16 protein-coding genes and 1 pseudogene are annotated in these 22,708 nt (G+C 65.5%); 12 read left to right on the top strand and 5 right to left on the bottom strand.

The features are described from left to right. Positions 1-162 precede the first annotated feature (162 nt). Positions 163-1,539, bottom strand: coding sequence for a peptidoglycan DD-metalloendopeptidase family protein (locus AC3A84_RS19580; protein WP_487971727.1), 1,377 nt, complete (start codon positions 1,537-1,539; stop codon positions 163-165). A gap of 196 nt (positions 1,540-1,735) precedes the next feature. Between AC3A84_RS19580 and tyrS the strand changes: the two genes are divergently transcribed. Then, positions 1,736-2,971, top strand: coding sequence for a tyrosine--tRNA ligase (gene tyrS, locus AC3A84_RS19585; protein WP_487971728.1), 1,236 nt, complete (start codon positions 1,736-1,738; stop codon positions 2,969-2,971). Positions 2,972-3,123: 152 nt separating this feature from the next. On the opposite strand, the gene AC3A84_RS19590 is transcribed toward tyrS, so the two are convergent. Beyond that, positions 3,124-4,122 (bottom strand): LysR substrate-binding domain-containing protein, encoded by a 999-nt coding sequence (locus AC3A84_RS19590; protein ID WP_487971729.1) that lies wholly within the window; start codon positions 4,120-4,122, stop codon positions 3,124-3,126. 233 nt (positions 4,123-4,355) lie between these two features. Here AC3A84_RS19590 and AC3A84_RS19595 point away from each other — a divergent pair, with 233 nt between their 5' ends. Next, entirely contained in the window at positions 4,356-4,745 is a 390-nt protein-coding gene (locus AC3A84_RS19595; protein ID WP_487971730.1) for a DUF2917 domain-containing protein, read from the top strand. A 120-nt stretch (positions 4,746-4,865) separates the two neighbouring features. On the opposite strand, the gene AC3A84_RS19600 is transcribed toward AC3A84_RS19595, so the two are convergent. Further along, on the bottom strand, positions 4,866-5,261 hold the full coding sequence (locus AC3A84_RS19600) for a BLUF domain-containing protein (protein WP_487971731.1): 396 nt from the start codon (positions 5,259-5,261) through the stop codon (positions 4,866-4,868). Between the two features lie 180 nt (positions 5,262-5,441). Here AC3A84_RS19600 and AC3A84_RS19605 point away from each other — a divergent pair, with 180 nt between their 5' ends. The 3 genes from AC3A84_RS19605 (at position 5,442) to AC3A84_RS19615 (ending at position 8,646) form a co-directional block, all read left to right on the top strand. Further along, a complete protein-coding gene (locus AC3A84_RS19605; protein WP_487971732.1) occupies positions 5,442-6,200 on the top strand; it encodes a Crp/Fnr family transcriptional regulator in 759 nt (252 codons plus the stop codon). A 140-nt stretch (positions 6,201-6,340) separates the two neighbouring features. Then, entirely contained in the window at positions 6,341-7,831 is a 1,491-nt protein-coding gene (gene glmU / locus AC3A84_RS19610; protein ID WP_487971733.1) for a bifunctional UDP-N-acetylglucosamine diphosphorylase/glucosamine-1-phosphate N-acetyltransferase GlmU, read from the top strand. Next, positions 7,828-8,646 carry a sensor histidine kinase gene (locus AC3A84_RS19615; protein WP_487971734.1) on the top strand — a complete coding sequence of 273 codons (819 nt, stop codon included), beginning with the start codon at positions 7,828-7,830 and terminating at the stop codon, positions 8,644-8,646. The genes glmU and AC3A84_RS19615 overlap by 4 nt, the downstream gene beginning before the upstream one ends. 39 nt (positions 8,647-8,685) lie before the next feature. On the opposite strand, the gene AC3A84_RS19620 is transcribed toward AC3A84_RS19615, so the two are convergent. Continuing rightward, a complete protein-coding gene (locus AC3A84_RS19620) occupies positions 8,686-9,186 on the bottom strand; it encodes an Lrp/AsnC family transcriptional regulator (RefSeq protein ID WP_487971735.1) in 501 nt (166 codons plus the stop codon). Positions 9,187-9,408: 222 nt separating this feature from the next. Between AC3A84_RS19620 and glmS the strand changes: the two genes are divergently transcribed. Then, entirely contained in the window at positions 9,409-11,331 is a 1,923-nt protein-coding gene (gene glmS / locus AC3A84_RS19625; RefSeq protein WP_487971736.1) for a glutamine--fructose-6-phosphate transaminase (isomerizing), read from the top strand. 1,574 nt (positions 11,332-12,905) lie between these two features. Here the strand turns inward: glmS and AC3A84_RS19630 are convergent. Then, positions 12,906-13,181, bottom strand: a pseudogene (locus tag AC3A84_RS19630) (P-type conjugative transfer ATPase TrbB); the annotation flags it as partial. Positions 13,182-13,655: 474 nt separating this feature from the next. Here AC3A84_RS19630 and AC3A84_RS19635 point away from each other — a divergent pair. The 6 genes from AC3A84_RS19635 to AC3A84_RS19660 all read left to right on the top strand — a co-directional run bounded on the left by AC3A84_RS19635 (position 13,656) and on the right by AC3A84_RS19660 (position 22,653). Continuing rightward, on the top strand, positions 13,656-14,810 hold the full coding sequence (locus AC3A84_RS19635) for an AAA family ATPase (protein ID WP_487971737.1): 1,155 nt from the start codon (positions 13,656-13,658) through the stop codon (positions 14,808-14,810). Beyond that, the gene (locus AC3A84_RS19640; protein ID WP_487971738.1) at positions 14,807-17,029 is read left to right on the top strand and encodes a S8 family peptidase; all 2,223 of its coding nucleotides are present in this window, start codon (positions 14,807-14,809) and stop codon (positions 17,027-17,029) included. The genes AC3A84_RS19635 and AC3A84_RS19640 overlap by 4 nt, the downstream gene beginning before the upstream one ends. A 48-nt stretch (positions 17,030-17,077) precedes the next feature. Further along, complete coding sequence (locus tag AC3A84_RS19645) at positions 17,078-17,857, top strand: RNA polymerase sigma factor (RefSeq protein ID WP_487971739.1); 780 nt, start codon at positions 17,078-17,080, stop codon at positions 17,855-17,857. Beyond that, the gene (locus tag AC3A84_RS19650) at positions 17,854-18,447 is read left to right on the top strand and encodes a hypothetical protein (RefSeq protein WP_487971740.1); all 594 of its coding nucleotides are present in this window, start codon (positions 17,854-17,856) and stop codon (positions 18,445-18,447) included. Before AC3A84_RS19645 ends, AC3A84_RS19650 begins: the two co-directional genes overlap by 4 nt. Before the next feature lie 3 nt (positions 18,448-18,450). Next, positions 18,451-21,879: a UvrD-helicase domain-containing protein gene (locus AC3A84_RS19655; protein WP_487971741.1), complete on the top strand. Its 3,429-nt coding sequence runs from the start codon at positions 18,451-18,453 to the stop codon at positions 21,877-21,879. 99 nt (positions 21,880-21,978) lie between these two features. After that, entirely contained in the window at positions 21,979-22,653 is a 675-nt protein-coding gene (locus AC3A84_RS19660) for a multiubiquitin domain-containing protein (protein WP_487971742.1), read from the top strand. Positions 22,654-22,708: the final 55 nt, after the last annotated feature.

Below are 22,708 nucleotides of genomic sequence, written 5' to 3' on the forward strand. Positions count from 1 at the left end.
AAGCGCCTTGCTGGTTGAATCAGTTCGCAGCGTGGAGGCCGGCGCGGCCAAAGGCCAAAGACGCCGTGGATCCGGCTCCGCCGGTCCACTGGCGTCGTCCCCCTTCCCGCGCGCAGCGCGAGAGAAGGGGGAAGGCGCGCAGCGCCTCCGGGGGGGGCACCCCTACTGCGCGCTGGCCTGCTCGAACTGCCCCGCCGAGGTCAGCTGGATACGCATGTTCGACGCCAGTTGCTTGAACGCGGCCCGCGAAGCGGCCGACACGGGCTGGGCGGCCTCGCTCTGCTGCGCGATGGTCATCGGATCCTGGTGCTGGCCGTTCACGCGGAATTCGAAGTGCAGATGCGGGCCGGTGGCCCAGCCGGTGGCGCCCACGGCGCCGATCTTCTGGCCCTGTTCCACGGCCTGGCCGTTGCGCACGTCGATGCGGCTCAGGTGGGCATACACCGTCACGTGCTGGTTACGGTGCTTCACGTAGATCACGTTGCCGTAGCCGTTCTGCACGCCGGCGAATTCCACCACGCCATCGCCCACCGTGCGCACGGAGGTGCCCGTGGGCGCTGCGAAGTCGGTTCCCAGGTGCGCGCGCCACTTCTGCAGGATGGGGTGGAAGCGCATCTGGAAGCCGCTGGAGATGCGCGAGAACTCGACCGGGGAGGCCAGGTAGGCTCGGCGCATGCTCTCGCCTTCCAGCGTGTAGTAGGAGCCCTTGGTGGCGCCGGGTTCCTGGAACCAGATGGCGTCGTGCGTTTTGCCGTTGTTGTGGAACTCGGCGCTCAGCACGCGGCCGCTGCGTAGCGGCTCGCCATCGGCTTCCAGCGTTTCATAGACCACGGAGAAGCGGTCTTCCTTGCGCAGCGCGCGGTGGAAGTCGATGTTGCTGGAGAACACCTCGGCCAGCTGGATCGCGATGGCGTCGGGGATGTTGGCCGCGTCGGTGGCGGCGAAGAGCGAGCTGCGGATGATGCCGCCCGCCAGCCGCGAGCCCACCGTGAGTGGTGCGGTCTCGATGCGCGAGGCAAAGCCGCCGCCGTCCTGGCGTTCGACCACCAGGCGCTTGAACGTGCCGCTGTCGTCGGGTGCCCATCGCGCCACCATACGCACGAGGCGGTGGTCTTCGGTGGCCTCGACGGTGAGCGAGCGGCCGCCGCGGCCCAGCAGGTTCTGGCGGACCTGGCTGTCGCCACGCAGGAAGCCTGCTGCAGCAGGATCTGCCACGCCCATGCGCTGAAGGATGCTCTCAGCGGTGTCGTTGGTGCGCGTCTGGTCGGAGCGATAGAGCGTGTAGCTGGGAATGTCCACCAGCTGGGTCAGGGGCGTGTCGCCGGCCAGCGAGTCGACCGCGTACGACACGGTGCTCACGGGCAGCTCGGATGCATCGGGCGCGAGGGAAGCGACCGCGAATGCCCCGCCGCCGCCGGTGAGCAGCAGGGTCGCCACGGCGGCGGTGATGCGTTTCGGATGCTTGCGGGCGGTATCTGCCAGGCGCTGTCGAACCCGCTCAAGCAGGTCCAGGCAGGCGGAAGTCAAGCCATTGGTCAAAAGTTGTACCCCAAATGGATGCACCCGGGCCATACCCTGCGGCCCAGCGTGCAGCAGAGGGTGGAGGCGGGGTGCAGGAATGTCGTCGTGCGCAGTGGCTGGGCCGGGCCGTGACGGGCGGGCCACTAGAATCCGCCATTGCGATGTGGGTCGAAGTATAGCCATTCACCTACGGCCGGACCCGAAAAAAACCCTTATGAATCAATCTGCTGTTACAACCTACCCGATCACCGATGGTGTAGGACAAGCCCTGGAAGTCACGTTGCGGGGCGTTGAGGAACTGCTGCCGCGCGACGAATGGGCGCGCAAGCTCGCGCGCTCGGAAGCCACCGGCCAGCCGTTGCGCATCAAGCTGGGGCTGGACCCGACGGCGCCGGACATCCACATCGGCCACACGGTGGTGCTCAACAAGATGCGGCAGCTGCAGAACCTGGGCCACCAGGTGATCTTTCTGATCGGCGACTTCACCACGTTGATCGGCGACCCCTCGGGCCGCAACACCACCCGTCCGCCGCTCACGCCCGAGCAGATCAAGGTCAACGCCGAAACCTACTACACCCAGGCCGCCAAGGTGCTGGACCCGGAGCGCACCGAGATCCGCTACAACAGCGAATGGTGCGAGCCTCTGGGCTCCGTCGGCATGATCCAGCTCGCCGCCAAGTACACCGTGGCGCGCATGATGGAGCGCAACGACTTCCACCAGCGCTTTACCGACGGCAGCTCGATCAGCCTGCACGAATTCCTCTACCCGCTGCTGCAGGGCTACGACTCGGTCGCGCTCAAGAGCGACCTGGAGCTCGGCGGAACCGACCAGAAGTTCAACCTGCTAATGGGTCGCCACCTGCAACAGGAATACGGCCAGGAGCCGCAGTGCATCCTGACGATGCCGCTGCTGGTGGGCCTGGACGGTGTGGACAAGATGTCCAAGTCCAAGAACAACTACATCGGTATCACCGAAGAGGCCAACACCATGTTCGCCAAGGTGCTGTCCATCTCCGACACGCTGATGTGGGATTGGTACACCCTGCTGTCGTTCAGGAGCCTGGCCGAGATCGAGGCGCTCAAGGCCGAGGTGGCGGGCGGCCGCAACCCCAAGGACGCCAAAGTGGCGCTGGCCAAGGAGATCACCGCGCGCTTTCACAGCGCTGCGGCGGCCGATGCGGCCGAGCAGGACTTCATCAACCGCAGCAAGGGCGGCGTGCCTGATGAGATCCCCGAGGTGTCGCTCGCCGGCGCGCCGCTGGGCATCGGCGCGCTGCTCAAGCAGGCCAACCTGGCCCCGTCGACCAGCGAGGCCAACCGCCTGATCGACGGCGGCGGCGTGCGCGTGGACGGCGCCGTCGTGAGCGACAAGGGCCTGAAGCTTTCGGCGGGCACTTTCGTCGTGCAGGTGGGCAAGCGCAAGTTCGCCCGCGTGACGCTGGGCGCCTGACGGTCAGACCGAGGGCGCTGCGGCGGGCCGCGCCCTCGACGATCCTGCGTCCTTCGCGGAGGCGGTGCGCGAGGTCTGCGCGTTCGTGTTGGGGGGCGTGGCGTAGCGCCCGGTTTCTCGATCTCCCCCTGCCGGACGTGGCCGTGCGCTCATCAGGCCAGGTCGTCGTTGAGGTCCGGGTCGGGCACTTCGCCGATGGCCTTGCGCGTGGCCTCGGCCTGCAGCAGCAGCCAGTCGCAGAAGGCCTTGATCTCGGGCCGCTGTGCGCTGCGCGGGCCCACCACCAGCCAGTAGGCCAGCGGCGAATCCAGCCGCAGGCCAGGCAGTACCTCCACCAGGTCGCCTGCGGCCAGGGCATCGGCGACCAGCGGCATGCGCGCCAGCGCCAGGCCCTGGCCGGCCAGCGCTGCCTGCACGATCTGCTGGGCGTAGTTGAAGTACAGCCAGCGCTTGGGCTGCAGCTTGTCGTGGCCGTTGAGCTCGAACCAGCGGCGCCAGCTCAGCCATTCCAGGTTCTGCGTGCGATGGGCGTCGCCGGCCTCTATCAGCGTGAACTGGGCGATGTCTTCCGGCCGGCGCAGGGGGGGCGCGCTGTTGAGCAGCCAGGGGCTGGCCACCACGGCCAGCTGTTCGCCGAAGAGCCGCTGGGCCCCCGGCTCGATGGTGCCTGGCAGGCAGTAGCGCAGCGCCAGATCCACATCAGAGGTGTCCAGATCCACGATGGTGTCGGTCGCGTCGATGCGGATGTCGATGTCGGGGTTGTCGTGCTGGAAGCCTTCCATGCGCGGAATGAGCCAGACCGACGCGAAGCTGGCCCAGGTGGTGATGGCCACGCTGCGCCGCCCGGAGGTCTGGCGCACCAGCCGCACGGTGGCGTCGATGCGTTCCAGCGCCGGGGCCACGGCGCGCTGCAGCTGCGCCCCCGCGCTGGTCAGTTCCACCGCGCGCGTATGGCGCAGGAAGAGCATCACGCCCACCTCGTCTTCAAGCGCCTGGATCTGCCGGCTGACCGCCGACTGCGTGAGCGCCAGCTCTTCCGCCGCCGCGCGGAAGTTCAGGTGCCGCGCCACCGCGAGGAAGGCGCGCCAGTGGCCGGCGGCCACGGGCCGGGTGCGCAGATGGGCGGTGGGGTGCGACGTGGGGGAATGCATGGAGGTGGCGTATTTGATGTGATTTTGGAATTAATCGGTTGGCTTTGTCTCATCAATGCCGATGTGCCCCGAATTCCCGCAGGGGAACGGGCCCTGCATGCCAGAGGAATTCTGCCATTGATGCGAATCATGAATGGTTTCGCTCGCTGCTTTTCATTGGACGCGGGCTTGCCCGCCGAGCACCATCAAGGCCGTTGGGGTCCATGGTGGACCCCGCTTCCGGAGCCGCAGCAATGAACCCGATCCATGTCCTGACCCAGAAAACGTCCTCCCTGTCCGGCGACGTGGCCGTGCAGGACGCCGACATCCACACCCTGCCCACGGGCCAGGCGAAAAGCCTGCTGTCGCCCGCGGCCATGTCGCTGCGCGTGATGCGCGGTCATGCCTGGGTGACGCTGGATGACGGCCCGAACGGAGCCTGCGACCAGGCGGCGGGCGACATCTTCCTGCATGCCGGGCAGGTCCTGTGGGTGGTGGCGGGCCAGCGCGTGGTGCTGGAGCCGCTGGGGCGCGAGGCGCTGCAATTCTGCTGGCGCGCGGCCGGTGCGGCCAGCGTGGCGAATGCCGCCAGCGATGCGCCCGTGCGTGGCGGGGTCGCGCAGTCCGCAGCGCAGTGCGCCTGAGGGGCGGTTCACCGCCGCTTGCGCGCCACGCCCCAGGCAAAAAGAGCTGGCAGCGCCGGATGGAAGGGCGCTGCCAGCTCTTTTTTTGATAGCGCTTGCAAGCGGTTCAGTCCAGGCCGCTCATTCCAGCTCGATGGGCAGATCGGCGAAGGCCCGCAGCGCTGCCAGCCCGCGCAGGGACTGCAGTCGCTCTAGCGCGGTCGCGTCTTCGAGCGTGCTGTAAGCCAGGCTGAAGTTGCGGAAGCGGCGCAGGGTGATGGGGCCGTTGTGCAGCACCTCGACGTAGAGATGGCGCGGGTCGTTGCGAATGCGTTCCAGCAGCGCGCGGACCTCGTCCTCCGGCCCCTCCAGCTGCTGGCCGAAGCGCTGGCCGTCGAACACCAGCAGCCCGGTGATGCCGCGCCGGAGGTTCTCGCGGCGGGCGTGGCTGGCAATGCTGGCGATTGCGCTGAGAGGCTGTTCGTGTGAAAAGAGACTGGTGTAGAGGATCTCGTACAGAGGCTGGGAATTTGACATCGCCGGCACTGTGAGCCAGCACAGGGTCTGGGCGCAATGTCAAAAGACATGATGTCCTCCGGCGCAGCACCCGCTGTTGCGCCGACGCCTATGGCGTGGTGTGGCTCGCTGAAATTTCGTGCGCAGCGACGTGGCGGGGGGCATTTTGGCCCCGTGGCAGCCCCTAGAATCGCGCCCGCCATGAACGCAGTCGCCCATCCCTCCGTGTGTCCACGTCAGTGCGAGGACTGCGGTCTGCGTCGTTCCCCCGCCTTCACCGCCGCCAGCCCGGTGGAGATCCAAACCATCGAGAGCTTGCGCACCGGCAGCCTGTCGGTTCCCGCCGGGGGCACGCTGATCCGCGAACGTCAGATCAATGCGCGGCTCTACACGCTGTATTCGGGCTGGGCGATTCGCTTCAAGACGCTCTCCGACGGGCGCCGGCAGATTCTCAACTTCCTGTTGCCGGGCGATCTGGCCGGTCTGCAGCAGCAGTTCGGCGAAGTCTCTTCGCACGGCGTGGAAGCCATCACCGACTGCCATTTCTGCCTGTTTGAAGACGACGCGCTCTGGAGCCTCTACCGCGAACATGCCCGCCTGGGCTATGACGTGACCTGGCTGGCGGCCCGCGAGGAAAGCCTCGTGGACGAGAACCTGCTCACCGCCGGCCGCCGCAGCGCGCCCGAGCGCGTGGCCATGTTGCTGATGCAGCTGCACCGGCGGCTCGAGCGGCTGGGGCTGACGGCGGCCGACGGATCGGCGCCCTTCCCCATCAACCAGCAGCACATCGCCGACGCGCTGGGCCTGTCGCTGGTCCACACCAACAAGACGCTGCGCCGGCTGGCGCAGATGGGGCTGCACGAGCTCTCTGGCGGGCGCCTGCGCATCCTGAACGCGCGCGTGCTGGCGCGCATCGCCGAGTTCTACGACAGCATTCCGCGGCTCGCGCCTCTGCTGTAGCGCCTGCCGCCGGCTGGCCGCACGGCAGGGGGCGCTGCCGCAGCGCCGCACATAATCAGGGCTCTCTTTGTCCGTCCGCCGCCTGCGCCCCTGCACCTGCGGGTGCGCTACGGCGTCCCGATGCTTTCGCCCTCATGCCCATGAACGCTGCAACCGCCCAGGCCACGCTCTCCGCCGCCGCCTCCTCCTCTTCGCCGTCCGCGCTGGACATCATCATCATGGCGGCCGGCAAGGGCACGCGCATGAAAAGCCGCACGCCCAAGGTGCTGCAGCGCCTGGCCGGCCGGCCGCTGCTGTGGCATGTGCTCGATCAGGCTGCCAGCCTGCAGGCGCGCCGCGTGGTGGTGGTGACCGGCCATGGCGCTACGGAAGTGGAAGCATCCACCGCAGGTGCAGCGGGGGCTGGTGGCGATTTCGACCTCAAGTTCGTGCGGCAGGAGCCGCAGCTGGGCACCGGCCACGCCGTGCAGCAGGCCGTGCCGGCGCTGGCCGGCGACGGCACGGTGGTGGTGCTTTCGGGCGACGTGCCGCTGACCCGGGCCGACACGCTGGCCGCGCTGGTCGCCGCATCGCGGCCCGACGCCGCCCAGCCTGCGCGGCTGGCGCTGCTCACGGTGACGCTGGCCGACCCCACCGGCTACGGCCGCATCGTGCGCGGTGCGGACGGCGCGGTGCAGGGCATCGTCGAGCACAAGGACGCGAGCGAGGCCCAGCGCGCCATCGACGAGGTGTACAGCGGCATCATGGCCGTGCCCGCGCCGCTGCTGGCCGGCTGGCTGGCGCGCCTCTCGAACGACAACGCCCAGGGTGAGTACTACCTCACCGACATCGTCGCCATGGCCGTGGCCGACGGCGTGCCGGTGGTGGGCCACCGCATCCGCGATGCGCTGCAGGTGGCCGGCGTGAACAGCCCGCTGCAGCAGGCCGAGCTGGAGCGCGCCCACCAGCTGGCCCAGGCCCGCGCGCTGATGGAGCAGGGCGTGCGCCTGGCGGACCCGGCCCGCTTCGACCTGCGCGACGACCCGCGCACCGGCGCGCGCGGCCAGCTCGTGTGCGGGCAGGACGTTGAGATCGACGTGAATGCCGTATTCACCGGCCGCGTGGAGCTGGGCGAGGGCGTGCGCATCGGCGCGAACTGCTGCATCGCCAACGCCACCATCGCCGCGGGCGCGGTGATCCATCCCTATACCCACATCGACGGCGAGCGGGCCGGCGTGCAGGTGGGCGAGGGCGCGCTGATCGGCCCCTTCGCGCGGCTGCGGCCCGGTGCCGAACTGGGCCGCGAGGTCCACATCGGCAACTTCGTCGAAGTGAAGAACTCCACCCTGGCCGACGGCGCCAAGGCCAACCACCTGGCCTACCTGGGCGATGCCACGGTCGGCGAGCGCGTGAACTACGGCGCAGGCAGCATCACCGCCAACTACGACGGCGCCAACAAGCACCGCACCGTGATCGAAGCCGACGTGCACGTGGGCAGCAACTGCGTGCTGGTGGCGCCCGTCACCATCGGCGCGGGCGGCACCGTGGGCGGCGGCTCCACCATCACCAAGAGCACGCCGCCGGGCGCCTTGAGCGTGGCGCGCGGAAAGCAGATCGTGAAGGACAACTGGCAGCGGCCGGCCAAGGCATGACGGCAGAATCCACTCCAGAGTACGACGGCCTGGACGTGCCGGCGCTGCGCGCCCTGCTGGCCCGGCGCGACCAGGCGCTGGCCGATCTGGCCGCCACGCAGGACGAGCTGCTGCGCGCCGTTTCGCACGACCTGCGCGCGCCGCTGCGCCACATCACCTCCTACGGCCCGCTGGTGCGCGAGCTGATCGACGAAGCCACGGCAGCCGGCAGCCTGACGGCCGAGGCCAGCGAAGAAGCGCTGGCCTTCCTTGCCACCATGGACCAGTCCGCCCGCCGCATGGGCCGCATGCTCGACGGGCTGCTCACGCTCTCCCGTGCGGCGCGTGCGCCGCTGCAGCCGACCACGCTCGATGTGCAGGCGCTGGTGGCAGAGGCCCGCACCGCGCTGGCGGGCGCTGCCGAAGGCCGTGCGGTGCAGTGGTCGGTCGATGTGCGCGGCGTCGCGCTGCGGGGCGATGCGGCCCTGCTGCGCCAACTGCTGGCCGAGCTGCTGCGCAACGCGCTGCAGTTCACGGCCGGCGCCGCCCCGGCCTGTATCGCCGTGGTGGCCGAGCACCTGCCCGGCGGCGGGGCGCGCCTGCAGGTGCGCGACAACGGCAGCGGTTTCGACCCGGCCCGGGCCGGCGTGCTGTTCGGCATCTTCCAGCGCCTGCACCGCGATGCCGACCAGGCCGGCGTGGGCACGGGCCTGGCCACGGCCCGCACCATCGTGCAGCGCCACGGCGGGCGCATCGCCATTGCCGCGCAGCCCGGTGCGGGCTGCACCGTCACCATCGACTGGCCGGCCGAGGCCGTGGCCGGCGCCGGCGACTGAGCCCCCGGCCGCGCATTCCTTTGCTATTAATTCAGTAGCTCAAGGCGCAGTATTGTTGGGCGCCAGCGGCACTTTGGTATCGAACTTGGCGCGTTTGACGGCGAAGAAGGCCTTCACGTTGCGCACGTTGGCATCGGCCGTGAACAGCCGCTGCGCCAGCGCCAGATAGCCCGGCATGTCGGGCACATGCACCACCAGCACGAAGTCCGGCCCCGGCGCCACGCGCCAGCACTGTTGTACTGCTGATTCGGCCACGGCGCGGGCCTCGAAGGCGTCCTGCAGCTCGGCGCCCTGGCGGTCCAGCGTCACCTCGGCCAGGGCTGTGAGGCCATGGCCCTGCCAGGCCGCCAGCCGGTCGGGCTGCAGGATGGCGACCTGCCGCTCGATCAGTCCCAGCTCGTGCAGCCGCTTGATGCGCCTGAGGCACGTGGGCGGCGAGATGTGGGCGCGCTCGGCCAGCGCCTGATTGCTCAGGCGGGCATCGGTCTGCAGCCAGTCCAGCAGGCGCAAGTCGATGGCATCCAGCGTGAAAGATTCCATTTTTTCGCAGTTTATGGTGGTTTATTTCAATGATGACATCATTGGAAATAAACGGTCATATCTGGCTGAAATTCAATTGGAAATTTCATGGCGTCATGCCTACCATGCGCTCAGCTTGTAGGGTTCAGCCTACAGAGAGCACAGCGGCCTGGCACACGGTTCCATTCATCGCCAGGCTTGCGTGCACAGTTTCCTCACTCGTTCATCGCAGGAGCTTCATCCATGTGCGGCATCGTCGGCGCGGTTTCCACGCGCAACATCGTTCCCATCCTCGTGCAAGGCCTGCAGCGCCTCGAATACCGGGGCTACGACTCCTGCGGCGTGGCCGTGCATGAGGCCAGCATGGGCAATCAGCCCACCGGCGGCCTGCGCCGCGCCCGCAGTACCTCGCGCGTGGCCGAGCTGCTGGAGCAGGTGGTGGAGGACCGCGTCGAAGGCGCCACCGGCATCGCCCACACCCGCTGGGCCACGCACGGCGCGCCGGCCGTCCACAACGCGCACCCGCACTTCAGCCATGGCCCAGGCGTGGGCGCGGACCCGAGCGCCGGCGAGCCCCTGCGCCTGGGCCGCGTGGCCCTGGTTCACAACGGCATCATCGAAAACCACGAAGAGCTGCGCGCCGAACTGCTGGCCCGCGGCTACATCTTCACCAGCCAGACCGATACCGAGGTCATCGCCCATCTGGTGGAGAGCCTCTACAACGGCGACCTGTTCCAGGCGGTGCAGGCCGCAGTGCAGCGGCTGCACGGCGCCTACGCCATCGCCGTGATCCACAAGGACGAGCCCCACCGCGTGGTGGGCGCGCGCGCCGGCTCGCCGCTGATCCTGGGCGTGGGCCAGAACGAGCACTTCCTGGCGAGCGACGCCATGGCGCTGGCCGGCGTGACCGACCAGATCGTCTATCTGGAAGAGGGCGATCTGGTGGACCTGCAGCTGGGCCGTTACTGGATCGCCAACAAGCAGGGCCAGCCGCTGGACGTCACCCAGCGCCCCGTGCGCACCGTGCTCGCCCACAGCGGCGCGGCCGAGCTGGGCCCCTACCGCCACTACATGCAAAAGGAAATCTTCGAGCAGCCGCGCGCGATCGCCGACACGCTCGAAGGCGTGCAGGGCATCACGCCCGAGCTGTTCGACGGCCAGGGCCAGCACGGCGAGCCCGGCACCGCCGCCTGGCGCGTGTTCAAGGAAATCGACTCCGTCCTCATCCTGGCCTGCGGCACCAGCTACTACAGCGGCTGCGCGGCCAAGTACTGGCTCGAATCCATTGCCGGCATCTCCACCCAGGTCGAAGTGGCCAGCGAATACCGCTACCGCACCAGCGTGCCCAATCCGCGCACCCTGGTCGTCACCATCAGCCAGTCCGGCGAAACCGCCGACACACTTGCCGCGCTGCGCCATGCGCAAAGCCTGGGCATGCACCACACGCTGACCATCTGCAACGTGGCGACCAGCGCCATGGTGCGCGAGTGCAAGCTGGCCTACATCACCCGCGCGGGCGTGGAGATCGGCGTCGCCTCCACCAAGGCCTTCACCACGCAGCTGGCGGGCCTCTTCCTGCTCACGCTGGCTCTGGCCCAGTCGCGCGGCCGCCTGAGCGAAGAGCAGGAAGCCGCGCACCTCAAGGCCATGCGCCACCTGCCTGTCGCCCTGCAGGCCGTGCTCGCGCTGGAACCGCAAGTCATCAACTGGGCCGAAGACTTCGCCCGCAAGGAGAACGCGCTCTTCCTGGGCCGGGGCCTGCACTACCCCATCGCGCTGGAAGGCGCGCTCAAGCTCAAGGAGATCAGCTACATCCACGCCGAGGCCTACGCCGCCGGCGAACTCAAGCACGGCCCGCTCGCACTCGTCACCGCGGCCATGCCGGTCGTCACCGTTGCGCCCAACGACACCCTGCTGGAAAAGCTCAAGAGCAACATGCAGGAAGTGCGCGCCCGCGGCGGCGTGCTCTACGTGCTGGCCGACGCCGACACTCGCATCGACAGCAGCGAAGGCGTGAACGTCATCCGCATGCCCGAGCACTACGGCGCGCTGTCGCCGCTCCTGCACGTCGTGCCGCTGCAGCTGCTGGCGTATCACACGGCATGTGCGCGGGGGACGGATGTGGACAAGCCGCGGAATCTGGCGAAGAGTGTGACGGTGGAGTGAGAGCGGGGCCCGCTGTCAAAGCCTCATAAAGTGACAATTGATGTGGTCATTTATCGGTTTGAACTAGAGCAATTTCCTATTTTTTTGTAGATGTGGACATTTTCGTCAATTCCCCAAAATCACTTTCGTCGCATCTGCTGCTGTGAAGGAGAGACCAAGGTGATGGGCAGCCGGGTAGCAGTCGCGCAAGAAGAATCGATATGCAGCTGCGAGACCTCGCCTTGGCACTGGTCTTTGGGTTTCTTCGGCTTTCTATGTCCGGCTTGTCCGATAGCCGCTGCTTATGCCGCGCCATTAGGTTGGGGGCAGAGATGCAACCCAGATGGGCGTGGTGCCGAGCGATTGCCCGCGCCAGTTGACGGCCATCAGGGCTGCTGTCCAGATGCCGATGCCTTGAGAAAATCAACACGCTCGCTCTCACTCAGAATGCCCGCAAATGGGGAGCTCGACCGCATGGACTGTCCCCTCTCTGTGTCTGACGTCGCGACAGCGAGAGCCTCGTCCAGGCCTTGATCGGATGCAGCGAGCCACGCTGTTGCGTACAAGTCAGGACCGCCGCCGCCCCGATCTGCCAGGCGCTCAAGGTTGTTCCGCGCCTTCAAGAACAATGAGGGGTCCGACCGCATCTTTTGCGCGACCAGTTTGTGTAGCGCCAAACTCTTCAGGTCGAGATCGCGGGGCGAAAACATGGCTTCAAAAACCTCAACCTCTCACAGAGCACCGCGCTTTGCGGTGAATTGCGGCGAGGTCCCGCAATTGCGGTTGCGGTAAGTTGTTGATTTCACTGCCCGCTGCACCGGGCCTCCGCATCTCGCTTTTGACGGAGGCGAGCCAGTGCCTCCATCGCCGATGCAAATGTTGACGGTCTTGCGCCACCTTCAAGCATCAAACGCATGTGCAGCTTGGTATTGAGCTGGGGCTCCTGCCTGTAGCCACCTGATGGCTCAGGCTGGGTCGCTCGGCCTGGACATTTATCGTCTGGCTTCATGGGCAGAAAATAGCACGTCTGCCGTCCTGGCGTGCGGGTGGTGATTGACCATCGTAGTCGCAGTCCCGATGGAGAGGAGTGTTGCGGCAATGCTCGGCTGGTTCATTGTGTCGTTTCTATCGCTGGCGGTGACGAGCCAGTGACGGTTGGCGACGTGCGAACGCTTGCGACCTGGCGCTGCAGCATGGGTGGTCTGGATTGGATCCAGGGTCTGGTTGACCGCGGACTGGCGAAGCTCGAGTCGGGCAATGGTTATCCGACCCGATTCAGGACGGCCGCAGCAACGGCGCTCCTACTCATAGTCAATGGCAAGCCCCCAGCGCACGGTGACTTCCTTGTCCACGGTGATGACTATTCATGCCTTCCGGTTGGATTGGCGACTTCAAGGTTTACGTCGAGCGCATCGCTGCTTGCACGCCGACTGATCCTTTTGTGATTGAAGTCTGGGACCAGTCGTAAGCCGTCTCATACCGGACACGAGCCAAAAGCGGGGCTCTGTTTCCTGTGCCGTGAGTTATTTGCATTGAGCTTCCTACACATCTGGTGGCGCAGCGGTCACGCTTGTTTGACCAGACGTATGGACGAGCGAGCGTACCAGCTCGGTCATGGATACCACGCCTGCCCGCGTATGCAGCGGTACGTGGTGTCGGCCGCGCATTGCAGTTCCATCGTGTCTTCGAGTGCCGGTTCGCGGGCGTTTATGGTCGCGATCTCGGCCAGCAGCGCGTTGGCCAAGGTCGTCTTGCCGCTGCTGGGGAGGGTCGGCGATCAGTGCGTTCTGGTGCTCGCGTACGGCTCGCATAAGGAGGGTCGGCTGAGTGGTGGTCATAGTCCGGTCGGCGACCTGACGCGCCAGTTGGATTCGCTCTGAGGTCGATGCCGTCATTGGGGTCGAGGGACGACAGCCGGGCCGTGCGCTGCAGGGCCGGGTCTAGCTGGCGAGGGGGCGGCAAGTCGTCGTCGTCATCGAGTAGCGCCAGATCGGCCGCGGTTGCGGTGATCAGTGTGTTGCATCGAACGGCTGAGTCTGCCTTGCAACCTAGCAACTCTATTCGCACGTCACGACAGCCCCGTCAGGCGCTTCGCGCAGCCGTGATGCTGCGGAGGCGTCAGGAATCAAAGCCGGATGGCCGGGATGCTACACGAAGCCCGGGGCGTAGCCCGCGAGCCCGGCGGCCACGCCGAGACGCTGTATCGACGTCGCACGACCTGGACATCGCTATTGACGTCGGCTTCGCCTGCAACTTCACTTCGAGTTGTGAGACAATACAACTAGTCCAGTTTTGTATTTTAATTTTTATATACAAATCAATGAGTTACTAAAGTGGTGGGCGAAATGAAAGAAGAGCAGTCAGATTTAGCCCAGATGGTCCGTTTGGCGTTGGCCGAGCAGGCGGAAGACGTCCGGCTGTTCGCGGCGCGGCTAGTCCGCAAGTACCGTGGAACAGCGCCAGACCTCGCCGAACAGCTTGAGTTGTTCCTGAAGTCGAAGCCGGCACGCAGCGTTTCGCCCATGCGCAAGCTGTCGCCCCAGCCGTCGGCGACCCAAGCGCCGCCGGTCGACGACGAGTCCCGCCTCTCCCTCCTGAAGGTGTTCAAGGACGAGCCGACGAAGGACGCGCCGCTGCTGTCCGGCGATATCGAGGATGCTCTGGGGCAACTCATCGCCGAGCGCCGGCAGAGCGACCGACTGCAGGCCATGGGGCTGACACCTACCCGCTCGGCTATCTTTGTGGGACCGCCTGGGGTCGGCAAGACGCTCACGGCCCGCTGGCTGGCCGCGCAGCTGAAGGTGCCGCTGTACGTGCTCGACCTGACCGCCGTGATGAGCAGCCTGCTCGGTAAGAGCGGCACCAATCTGCGGGCTGCCATCGACTTCGCCAAGCGCGAGCCCTGCGTGCTGCTGCTGGATGAGATCGACGCCATCGCCAAGCGGCGCAGCGACGACAGCGACGTGGGCGAACTCAAGCGCCTAGTCACCGTGATCCTGCAGGAAGTCGACGAATGGCCAGCCAGCAGCGTGCTGCTGGCCGCCACCAACCACCCGGAGCTGATCGATCCGGCGCTGTGGCGCCGCTTCGACCTGGTGGTCCATTTCAAGACGCCTGATGAACAAGCGGTCAAGGAGGCCATCAAGCGCTTCCTGGGGCCGGACTACGCCCTTTTCGCTCGTTGGATCGACATCCTCGTGTTTGCATTCGCCGGGCACTCGTTCAGCGACATCGAGCGCGATGTGCGGCGTTTCCGGCGTGCCGTGGCCCTGGGCACGACCACCGACGCCGATCTGGTCGAGGACTTCATGAAGGCACGCGCTTTGGCGCTCGACAGACAGGGTCGCATCGACCTGGCCGTGATGTTGGCGAGGCAGACTCGCCTGTCCCAACACGCCGTCTCCGACATCACGGGTGTGAGCCGGGACACGATCCGCAAATACACCAATGAGACGCCTGCGGCACGAAAGACCTTGCCCCAGAGAAAGGCTGACGCATGAGCCAAACGAATTTCCTGATCGGTCGTGGTGAGTTGCTGACCCATGACATCGTCGGCCCACGGCGCATGCCTGGCAAGGCCGAGGTGTATACCTTCGCGCAGGCGCGGGAGCTGTTGGTGCCCCAGTTTCGCCGTGCAGCCAAGGCGCTGGACGAACTGCCGTTCGATGCCTGTCCAGGCGACTTCGCGGTGGCTCGACTGATGATGAACCCCAGCTTCATCGCTCGGTCCTACTTTCCGACAGGCCTGTTGCGCAGCACGGGACTGGAGTCCATCGGCAGCCGTACCGTCAAGGTCAAGCCGAAGGCCTGGACCCGCAAGGGGCAGCCTCAGGAAACCACGACCACCGAACTGTTCGTCGCCGGCAAGCGCCAGGCCTTCCGCAACCTTTCGCAGTGGACAGAAACCCTCGACGCGCAGTCCGACGAGGGCGATGACCTGACGCACATCGAACAGTTCGCTACCTTTGCGCCGGCGGAGCGCATCGTTAGCCTTGGCGGGCCAAAGGATCGATTTTTCGAAGTGGGCCTGCATCTGCTGCCGGATGAAGACCCAGGACTGGTTCAAAAAGCCTTCGTGAAATTCGCGCAGCGGGAGGGCGTGAAAGTCCACAGTGAAGTCGATTTCGTCGCCGGTAACCTGTGGTTCGTGCCGGTCGAGGGTAAGCCGCGCGAAGTCGAGAAGCTGGCCGGCTTCACCTTCGTCCGGGTGATCCGGCCGGTGCCCAAGCTGCGTGGTATTCGCCCACTGCAACGTAGCGGAGGGCCCTCCGTAGGATGTAGCCTCCCCACCGAGCAGGCCCTCTCGTCCGAGCCCCGCGTGGCCATCCTGGACGGCGGCCTGCCCAAGCACCATCCCATCGGCCCCTGGCTGGGCTCGTACCGCAAGCTCGACGAAGACGCGGCCGATGACCCGGACGGCCCTGAACACGGCCTTGGCGTCACGTCGGCGGTGCTGTTCGGCCCGATCCAGCCCAACGGAATGGCCGGCAGGCCTTTTGCGCCGGTGGACCATCTGCGCGTGCTCGACAAGGAATCGAATGGCGAAGACCCGCTAGAGTTGTATCGCACGCTCGGTCTCATCGAACAGGTCCTGCTGTCCCGGTCCTACGAGTTCATCAATCTGAGCCTCGGGCCGGACCTTGAGGTGGAGGACCAGGAGGTCCATACCTGGACTTCTGTCATCGACGAACTGCTCAGCGACGGCGACACGCTCATGACAGTGGCCGTGGGCAACAACGGAGAACGCGACCGCGAGCTCGGCTACAGCCGCGTGCAGGTTCCGTCGGACTGCGTGAATGCGCTCTCGGTCGGCGCGGCCGATGACACCGGCGCGGACTGGGCTCGTGCGTCCTACAGCGCGATCGGGCCGGGCCGCAGCCCCGGCGTCGTCAAGCCGGACCTGATGGCCTTCGGCGGCAACCCAGCGTCCAAGTATTTTCACGTCCTGACGCCGAACGCGAAACCGGTGCTTACACCACAACTCGGCACCAGCTTTGCGGCGCCGTACCTGCTGCGCAGTGCGATCGGTATCCGTGCGATCCTGGGCGGCAACCTGACGCCTCTCGCCATCAAGGCGTTGCTGGTCCATGCTGCCGATCCCGGCGAACGTGACCCGATTGAAGTGGGCTGGGGCAAGATCCCCGAAGACACCCTCGACATCATCACCTGCCCGGATGGCGTGGCCCGGGTGGTCTATCAGGGCGAACTCAAACCCAGCAAATACCTGCGCGCCAGCCTGCCGCTGCCGAAGGAAGCATTGACGGGCAACGTTCGCCTCAAGGCCACGTTCTGCTATGCGTCGCCTACCGATCCGCAGGATGCCGCAGCCTATACCAAGGCTGGCCTCGAAGTCGTCTTCCGCCCCAACGACGAGAAGATCAAGGACGGCAAGAGCAATGCGGACACCAAGGGCTTCTTCGACCTGAAGAAGTTTGCCACCGAGCAAGAACGCCGCTCGGACCAGGGCAAATGGGAAACCGTGCTGCACGGGGCTAAGACCTTCCGCGGATCCAGCCTCAAGAACCCCGTGTTCGACATCCACTACAACGCCCGCGACGGCGGGGGCCGGGCCACCGGTGCCGAGAAGATCCGCTATGCGCTGATCCTGTCGGTTGAGGCCCCAAAGCACGCCGATCTCTACAACGACATCCTGCGCGCCTATGCCAAGACCCTCGTGCCGATCCAGCCGCAGGTGTCCTTGCCGATCCGCATTCGGTGACGGTTGCAACGCATGTACAGAACGGACTGACGGGCAAGGAGGAGACCGATGCCGAAACCTTTAAAGAGTAAAGACAAGAACGGGGCGCCGTTCACGCGACCGCCAGAGATTGAGGCCTGCTTGGGAGCGTTGGAATCGGTCGATGCTGCCGCACGCCTCAAGGCTTTTGCTGTCATGTCGAGAAAGAGCAGCGACTACGTGCCGTCGGAAGCGCTGACGTATTTTCTGCGGCGCGCTCATGCGACGGGCGCAACGGATGAGTTCAAGCAGATCTTTGGACTGCTCATAAAACGGGTTGGTCAGTCCCTATTCGCAACGGTCTCGGACTCCCGTATGGCCGGGGCGCAGGGAATTCGAGAAGAAATCATGGGCCGGTTCGCAGAGCGAATCGCCAAGGACTGCAACGGCCGATTTGCCATGCTGGACTTCTTTGAAGTCAGGTTTGACCTGGCGTTCGCCCGATTCCGGAAGTCCGTACTGAGGCAGATCGGTCCCTCGTCGGTACTCACCGAGCCGCTGTCCACGGACGGGGAAGAGGGTCAGGACATTTCTCCGGAGGTAGAGGAAGCGGCGGCCGACTTCCTGGGAGGAGACCCTCAAAAAATTGACGACCCGGCTTTCCGGTTGGAGCTGGACGCTGCGATTGATGCCTTACCAGATGATCAGAGACGGGTCGTGGGCCTGTTGCGACAAGGTTTCCAGACCCACTCGGAGGACCCCAATATGATGACCATTTCCAAGATGCTGAAGTGCGATGAGAGGACCGTCAGAAATCGCAAAGTCCGAGCGTACAAGAAACTGAAAGCCTCTCTTCAGGGGGACGTATGAGCACTTCAAAGCCGTTCCTTTCTGACGAGGAATCCGTGCTGTTAGCGTTCTCCATGGAGCCGAGCCATGACCAAGAAACGCTGGAGCGCTACATCAGGGAGTATCCGCAGCATGCGACAGCGCTGATCGACTGTTCGATTGACTTGCGTCCTGAGCTGCCGGCTGAAGAGGTTCCGGAGACCATGGTGCCGGACAGTGCGGTGGACAAGGCTTGGCAGCGATTTGAGCAGGCTGTCCAGCAGTCCGCAGCGGAGGCCGCGAATCCGTTCGCCAAGCTCAATACGAGCGGTTTCAAGGCGATCGCACGCAGCCTGGATGTCAGCAATCTCTTTCTGATGCGCGTGCGTGATAGAGCCATCAATGCTGCCACCATTCCCACGCGATTCGTCGAGAAGCTTGCATCGGAGTTGGGCGCTACGGCGCAAGCTGTGAGTGCGTATTTGCAGGGTCCGCCGGGTATGGTCTCCGGGCATGCCTTCCGGTCCAGCGTGAAGCCGAGCGTGGGTGAACAAATCACTTTCGACGAGGCGGTCTCAACTTCACAGCTCACGCCGGAACAGCAGGCAACGCTGAAGGCGTTGTTGGACTGAGCGATGGACGCCACCGAGGCCGCTCGCCGGGAAGCAGAACGCCTGCACCGGGCTAACGTCGCGGCCGGCGGCGATCCGACCCGACCTTTGGCGTTTGCGCTTCAGGAGGCCACAAGTCGTGGGTTGGATGTGTACGCACTGCAGGAAGGAGACTCCCAGCTCAAGGGAGGCAAAGCCACTTTCGACAGTCAAGCTGGAGGCATCCTCTACGAGGATTGCGGATCGGACTTTGAGCGCGCCTTCTTGATCGCACACGAACTCGGCCATGTTGTGCTGGAAGGTGGCACGCTGGACGTGGTGACGGTGGACGTCGTGCCCGATCGATCGCTGGAGGACGCGCCAGTTGGCGTCGATCGCGTCCTTGACTACGGGGCGCGCGAGCGGCGTGAGGTCAAGATGGACCTCTTCGCGCGAGAGTTCCTGCTGCCGCGCTCTGTGCTGCGCGAGTTGCATGTCAGCGAAGGGCTGACATCCGACGCGATCGCGATGCAATTCGGCGCGCCACTCGCCGTGGTGCAGCAGCAGTTGCTGGATTCGCTGCTGCTTCCACCGGTCGAAGAGCCGCACTCCGTGGGCGCCGTCGCCTTGGCAACTCCGCTCATCCCAGACCCTACGCAAGTTCAGGCAGCCGGATATCGTGGCCTGGCGTTCCAATTGCAGGCAGGGCCGGGTACCGGCAAGACACGGACGCTCGTTCGCCGCATCGAAGGGTTGCTTGCGGACGGCGTCGATCCCACGACGATCCTGGTTCTCACCTTCTCCAACAAGGCGGCCAATGAACTGTGCGAGAGGATCGCCGTGAGCAATCCTGTCGCGGCGGCAGCGATGTGGATTGGCACGTTCCACGCATTCGGACTGGACGTCGTTCGCCGCTTCCACGATCGACTGGCGCTGCCGGCAGACCCGCGACTGATCGACCGTACGGAGGCTATTGAACTTCTTGAGGACGAATTTCCTCGGCTGGAGCTGAAGCACTATCGCAACCTATGGGATCCCGCCCTGGATTTGAGCGACATGCTGAGCGCCATCTCGCGCGCCAAGGATGAGGTTGTCGATGCTGCGGGCTATCGTGCCCTCGCGCAGTCTATGGCTGTCCGGGCGGGAACCGACCAGGACGCGAAGGTCCGAGCCCAGAAGTGCCTGGAGGTCGCCACGCTCTTCGAGGCGTACGAACGGCTGCTAACGGGGCGCCAGTTGCTGGACTTCGGCGACCTGGTTGCGCTGCCGGTCCGGCTGGTGGAGAGCAGCGCCGAGGTCAGGGACGCCCTACGTGCTCGCCACAAGCACGTGCTGGTGGATGAGTACCAGGACGTGAACCGCGCGTCGGTGCGACTCCTAAAGGCCATCGTCGGCGACGGCCGCAACCTGTGGGTCGTCGGTGATGCACGCCAGTCCATCTACCGCTTCCGCGGTGCCTCTGCGACGAACATCGCGCGCTTTGCGATTGACTTTCCTGGCGCCCAGGCCGCACAGCTGGGCGTCAACTATCGTTCCGACGAGCGTATTGTCGATGTCTTCACCGAGTTCGCGCGCGGCATGCAAGCATCCGCTGGTGCTTTGCCGTTGAACCTGCAGGCCGACCGCGGCTCGAACGGAGAACGGGTAGAGCTTCGCGTTGCCGGGTCGGCTGACGAAGAAATCTCCGCGCTTGCCGCGTCCATCACGGCCCTGCACGCGCAGGGCATTCCCTACGGTGGGCAGGCGGTGCTGTGTGCGTCCAACGCGCGCCTGAATGCCATTGCCGAAGGTCTCGAGGCCAGAGGCATTCCCGCGCTGCACCTGGGCAGCCTGTTCGAGAGGCCGGAAATCAAGGACCTCCTGGCCTTGCTGTCGTTGGCGACCGACCCGCGAGCGGCTGCGCTGGTACGCGTGGCAACCACGGACCGGCATCAAATGCCGCTGCAGGAGGTCATGCGGGTAATCGAACACCTGCGAGCGGCGAATTCGGCCTCGCTGAGATGGGCGGCCATACATGCCGAGGTGGACGGCCTGGCAGACGGTACTCGGGAAGCACTCGGGCGCTTGTCAACGCTTTTCGCGGGCGTGACCGCATCGACGAACCCCTGGACCCTGCTAGCCGGATGGACGATCGACGGTCTCGGGCTCGCGAAGACGCTGTATCAGGCTGATGATGCGCAGAGCCGCATGCGAGGTCTGGCCATCTGGCAGTTCCTGAACTTCTGTCGCCGGCAACCAAGAGGGCAAGGCGTGCCAGTGCTTCGGCTGCTGGATCGCATCCGACGCCTGGTGCTGCTCTCAGAAGATCGTGGCTTGAGCCAGCTGCCTCGCAGCGCTGAGAATATCGACGCAGTGCGCCTGATGACGATCCACGGGAGCAAGGGGCTGGAGTTCGACGCTGTTCATCTGCCGGGCATGGTGACGTCCGGCCTGCCGCGCAACAACGTGCCGCCGCGTTGTCTTCCACCGGATGGCCTGATCCATGGCTCGGAGGGCCTGACTGGCATTGAGGCAGTGAAGGCCGGCCATGACGAGGAAGAAGAGTGCTTGTTCTTCGTCGCGCTCTCGCGAGCGCGTGACAGGCTGCTGTTGTACTCCTACACCAAGCAGGCCGATGGACGTGCGCGCGGCCCCTCCAGGTTCATCGCCTCGATCGAACGATGCGTCGCCCGTCCTACGCCCGTGCCCTTGCGTGCCGGCCCGCCATCGACGGGCGTGCCGCTCGCCATCACATGGCAAGGGCGTCCGCAATGGACTGACGTCCAGATCAACCTCTTCGAGCGTTGCCCGCGCCGTTTCTTCTACACGCACGTTCTGAGGCTCGGCGGTCGGCGAACCGAAACTGCATTCATGAAGATGCACAACGTCGTGAGTGACGTGTTCGAGTGGTTGAAGCGCGACCACGGGACGACAAGTCCCACGGTCGACGAGTTGGCCGCTCGCTTCGAGGAGGCATGGCGCTCCAAGGGCGCGACAGAGCATGGATATGCTGAAGACTACCGCCGCATCGGCAAGCGACTCGTCGACTTCCTCATCGAGAGCCGTAGCCGTGGCGTGGCCGCGCCGGCGCCTCCGATCTCGTTGGGGTGGGCCGAGGGCGAGATCCTTATCAGCCCGGATGGCGTTGCTCACGGAGCCGGTGGCCGCGTTACGGTGCGACGCGTCAAGACGGGCAAGCAGCGCTCGAACGCCTTCGATGACATCGAGTACACGGTTCTACAACTCGCTGCCGTCCAGGCCTATGGGCCACATGCACAGGTCGAGGTGACCTACCTGACCAGCGAAACCATCCAGCCGATGGAAATCACGCCGCGCAAGCTGGAGTCCAGGCGCGAAAAGCTGCAATCCTTCCTTCAGGCGATGCAGGCCGGGCAGTTCCCCGCCAAGCCCGAGGCGCGCAGCTGTCCGCGCTGCCCGAACTTCTTCCTCTGCGGAGACTTGCCCGGAGGCGGGTGGGTGCAAGAAAAAATTTGACGAGCCTTTCCGGTTTGGGTTGGGGCTGCGATTGATTGAGTAAGGGGGCGAGAAAGCCTGCAATCCCGCAGGTGATGGTCCCCCAAGAAAGGCAATCAAATGCAAACCCAAACCCACAACGGTGATGACCGTTCCGATGTCGAAGATGTCGCGACGGCGATCCGAGAAGGTCGCAGCCTGCGCCCGGCGGCGCTCTACCGGATCGTCGTCTTGGACGACCAGCTCCACGAGCGTCACGTCGATCTCGCCGATCCGGTGCCGACCGCGCGCCAGATCCTCCAGGCGGCCGGCGCGCGGCCGGTCGATGAGCACAGCGTCTATGCGATCCTGACCTCCGGCGAGTTCGAAGACCTGCGTCTGGACGAAACCTACGATCTGCGAGGCCGCGGCGCGGAGCGCTTCGTCATCTTCCAAACCGATCGCGCGTTCAAGTTCACGATTGACGACCGCCAGTTGGAGTGGGGTAAGCCCAGCATCAGCGGCCGCGTGCTCAAGGCACTGGCCGGCGTACCGCCGGAAACCTACGACGTCTACCTCGAAGTGCGTGGCGGCGGTCAGGATATCCTGATCCGCGACGGCGACCTGATCGATCTGGGCAAGCCGGGCATCGAGCGCTTCATCACGCTGATCCGCGACACCACGGAGGGCTTGCTCGCTCTGCCCGACGCGGACGAGCGCTACTTGAGCAGCCACGGCGTGGTCTTCGAGACGGTGAGCGACGGCACGCACACGGGCGTCATCTTCAAGCAGTTTGAATCGCCCCGGATTCCCTAGACACTTTTGAGCCGTTGGGAATGGCGTCTCTCGAACTCCGCCGGCGAAGTATCAC

It is taken from the genome of Paracidovorax sp. (assembly GCF_057642795.1).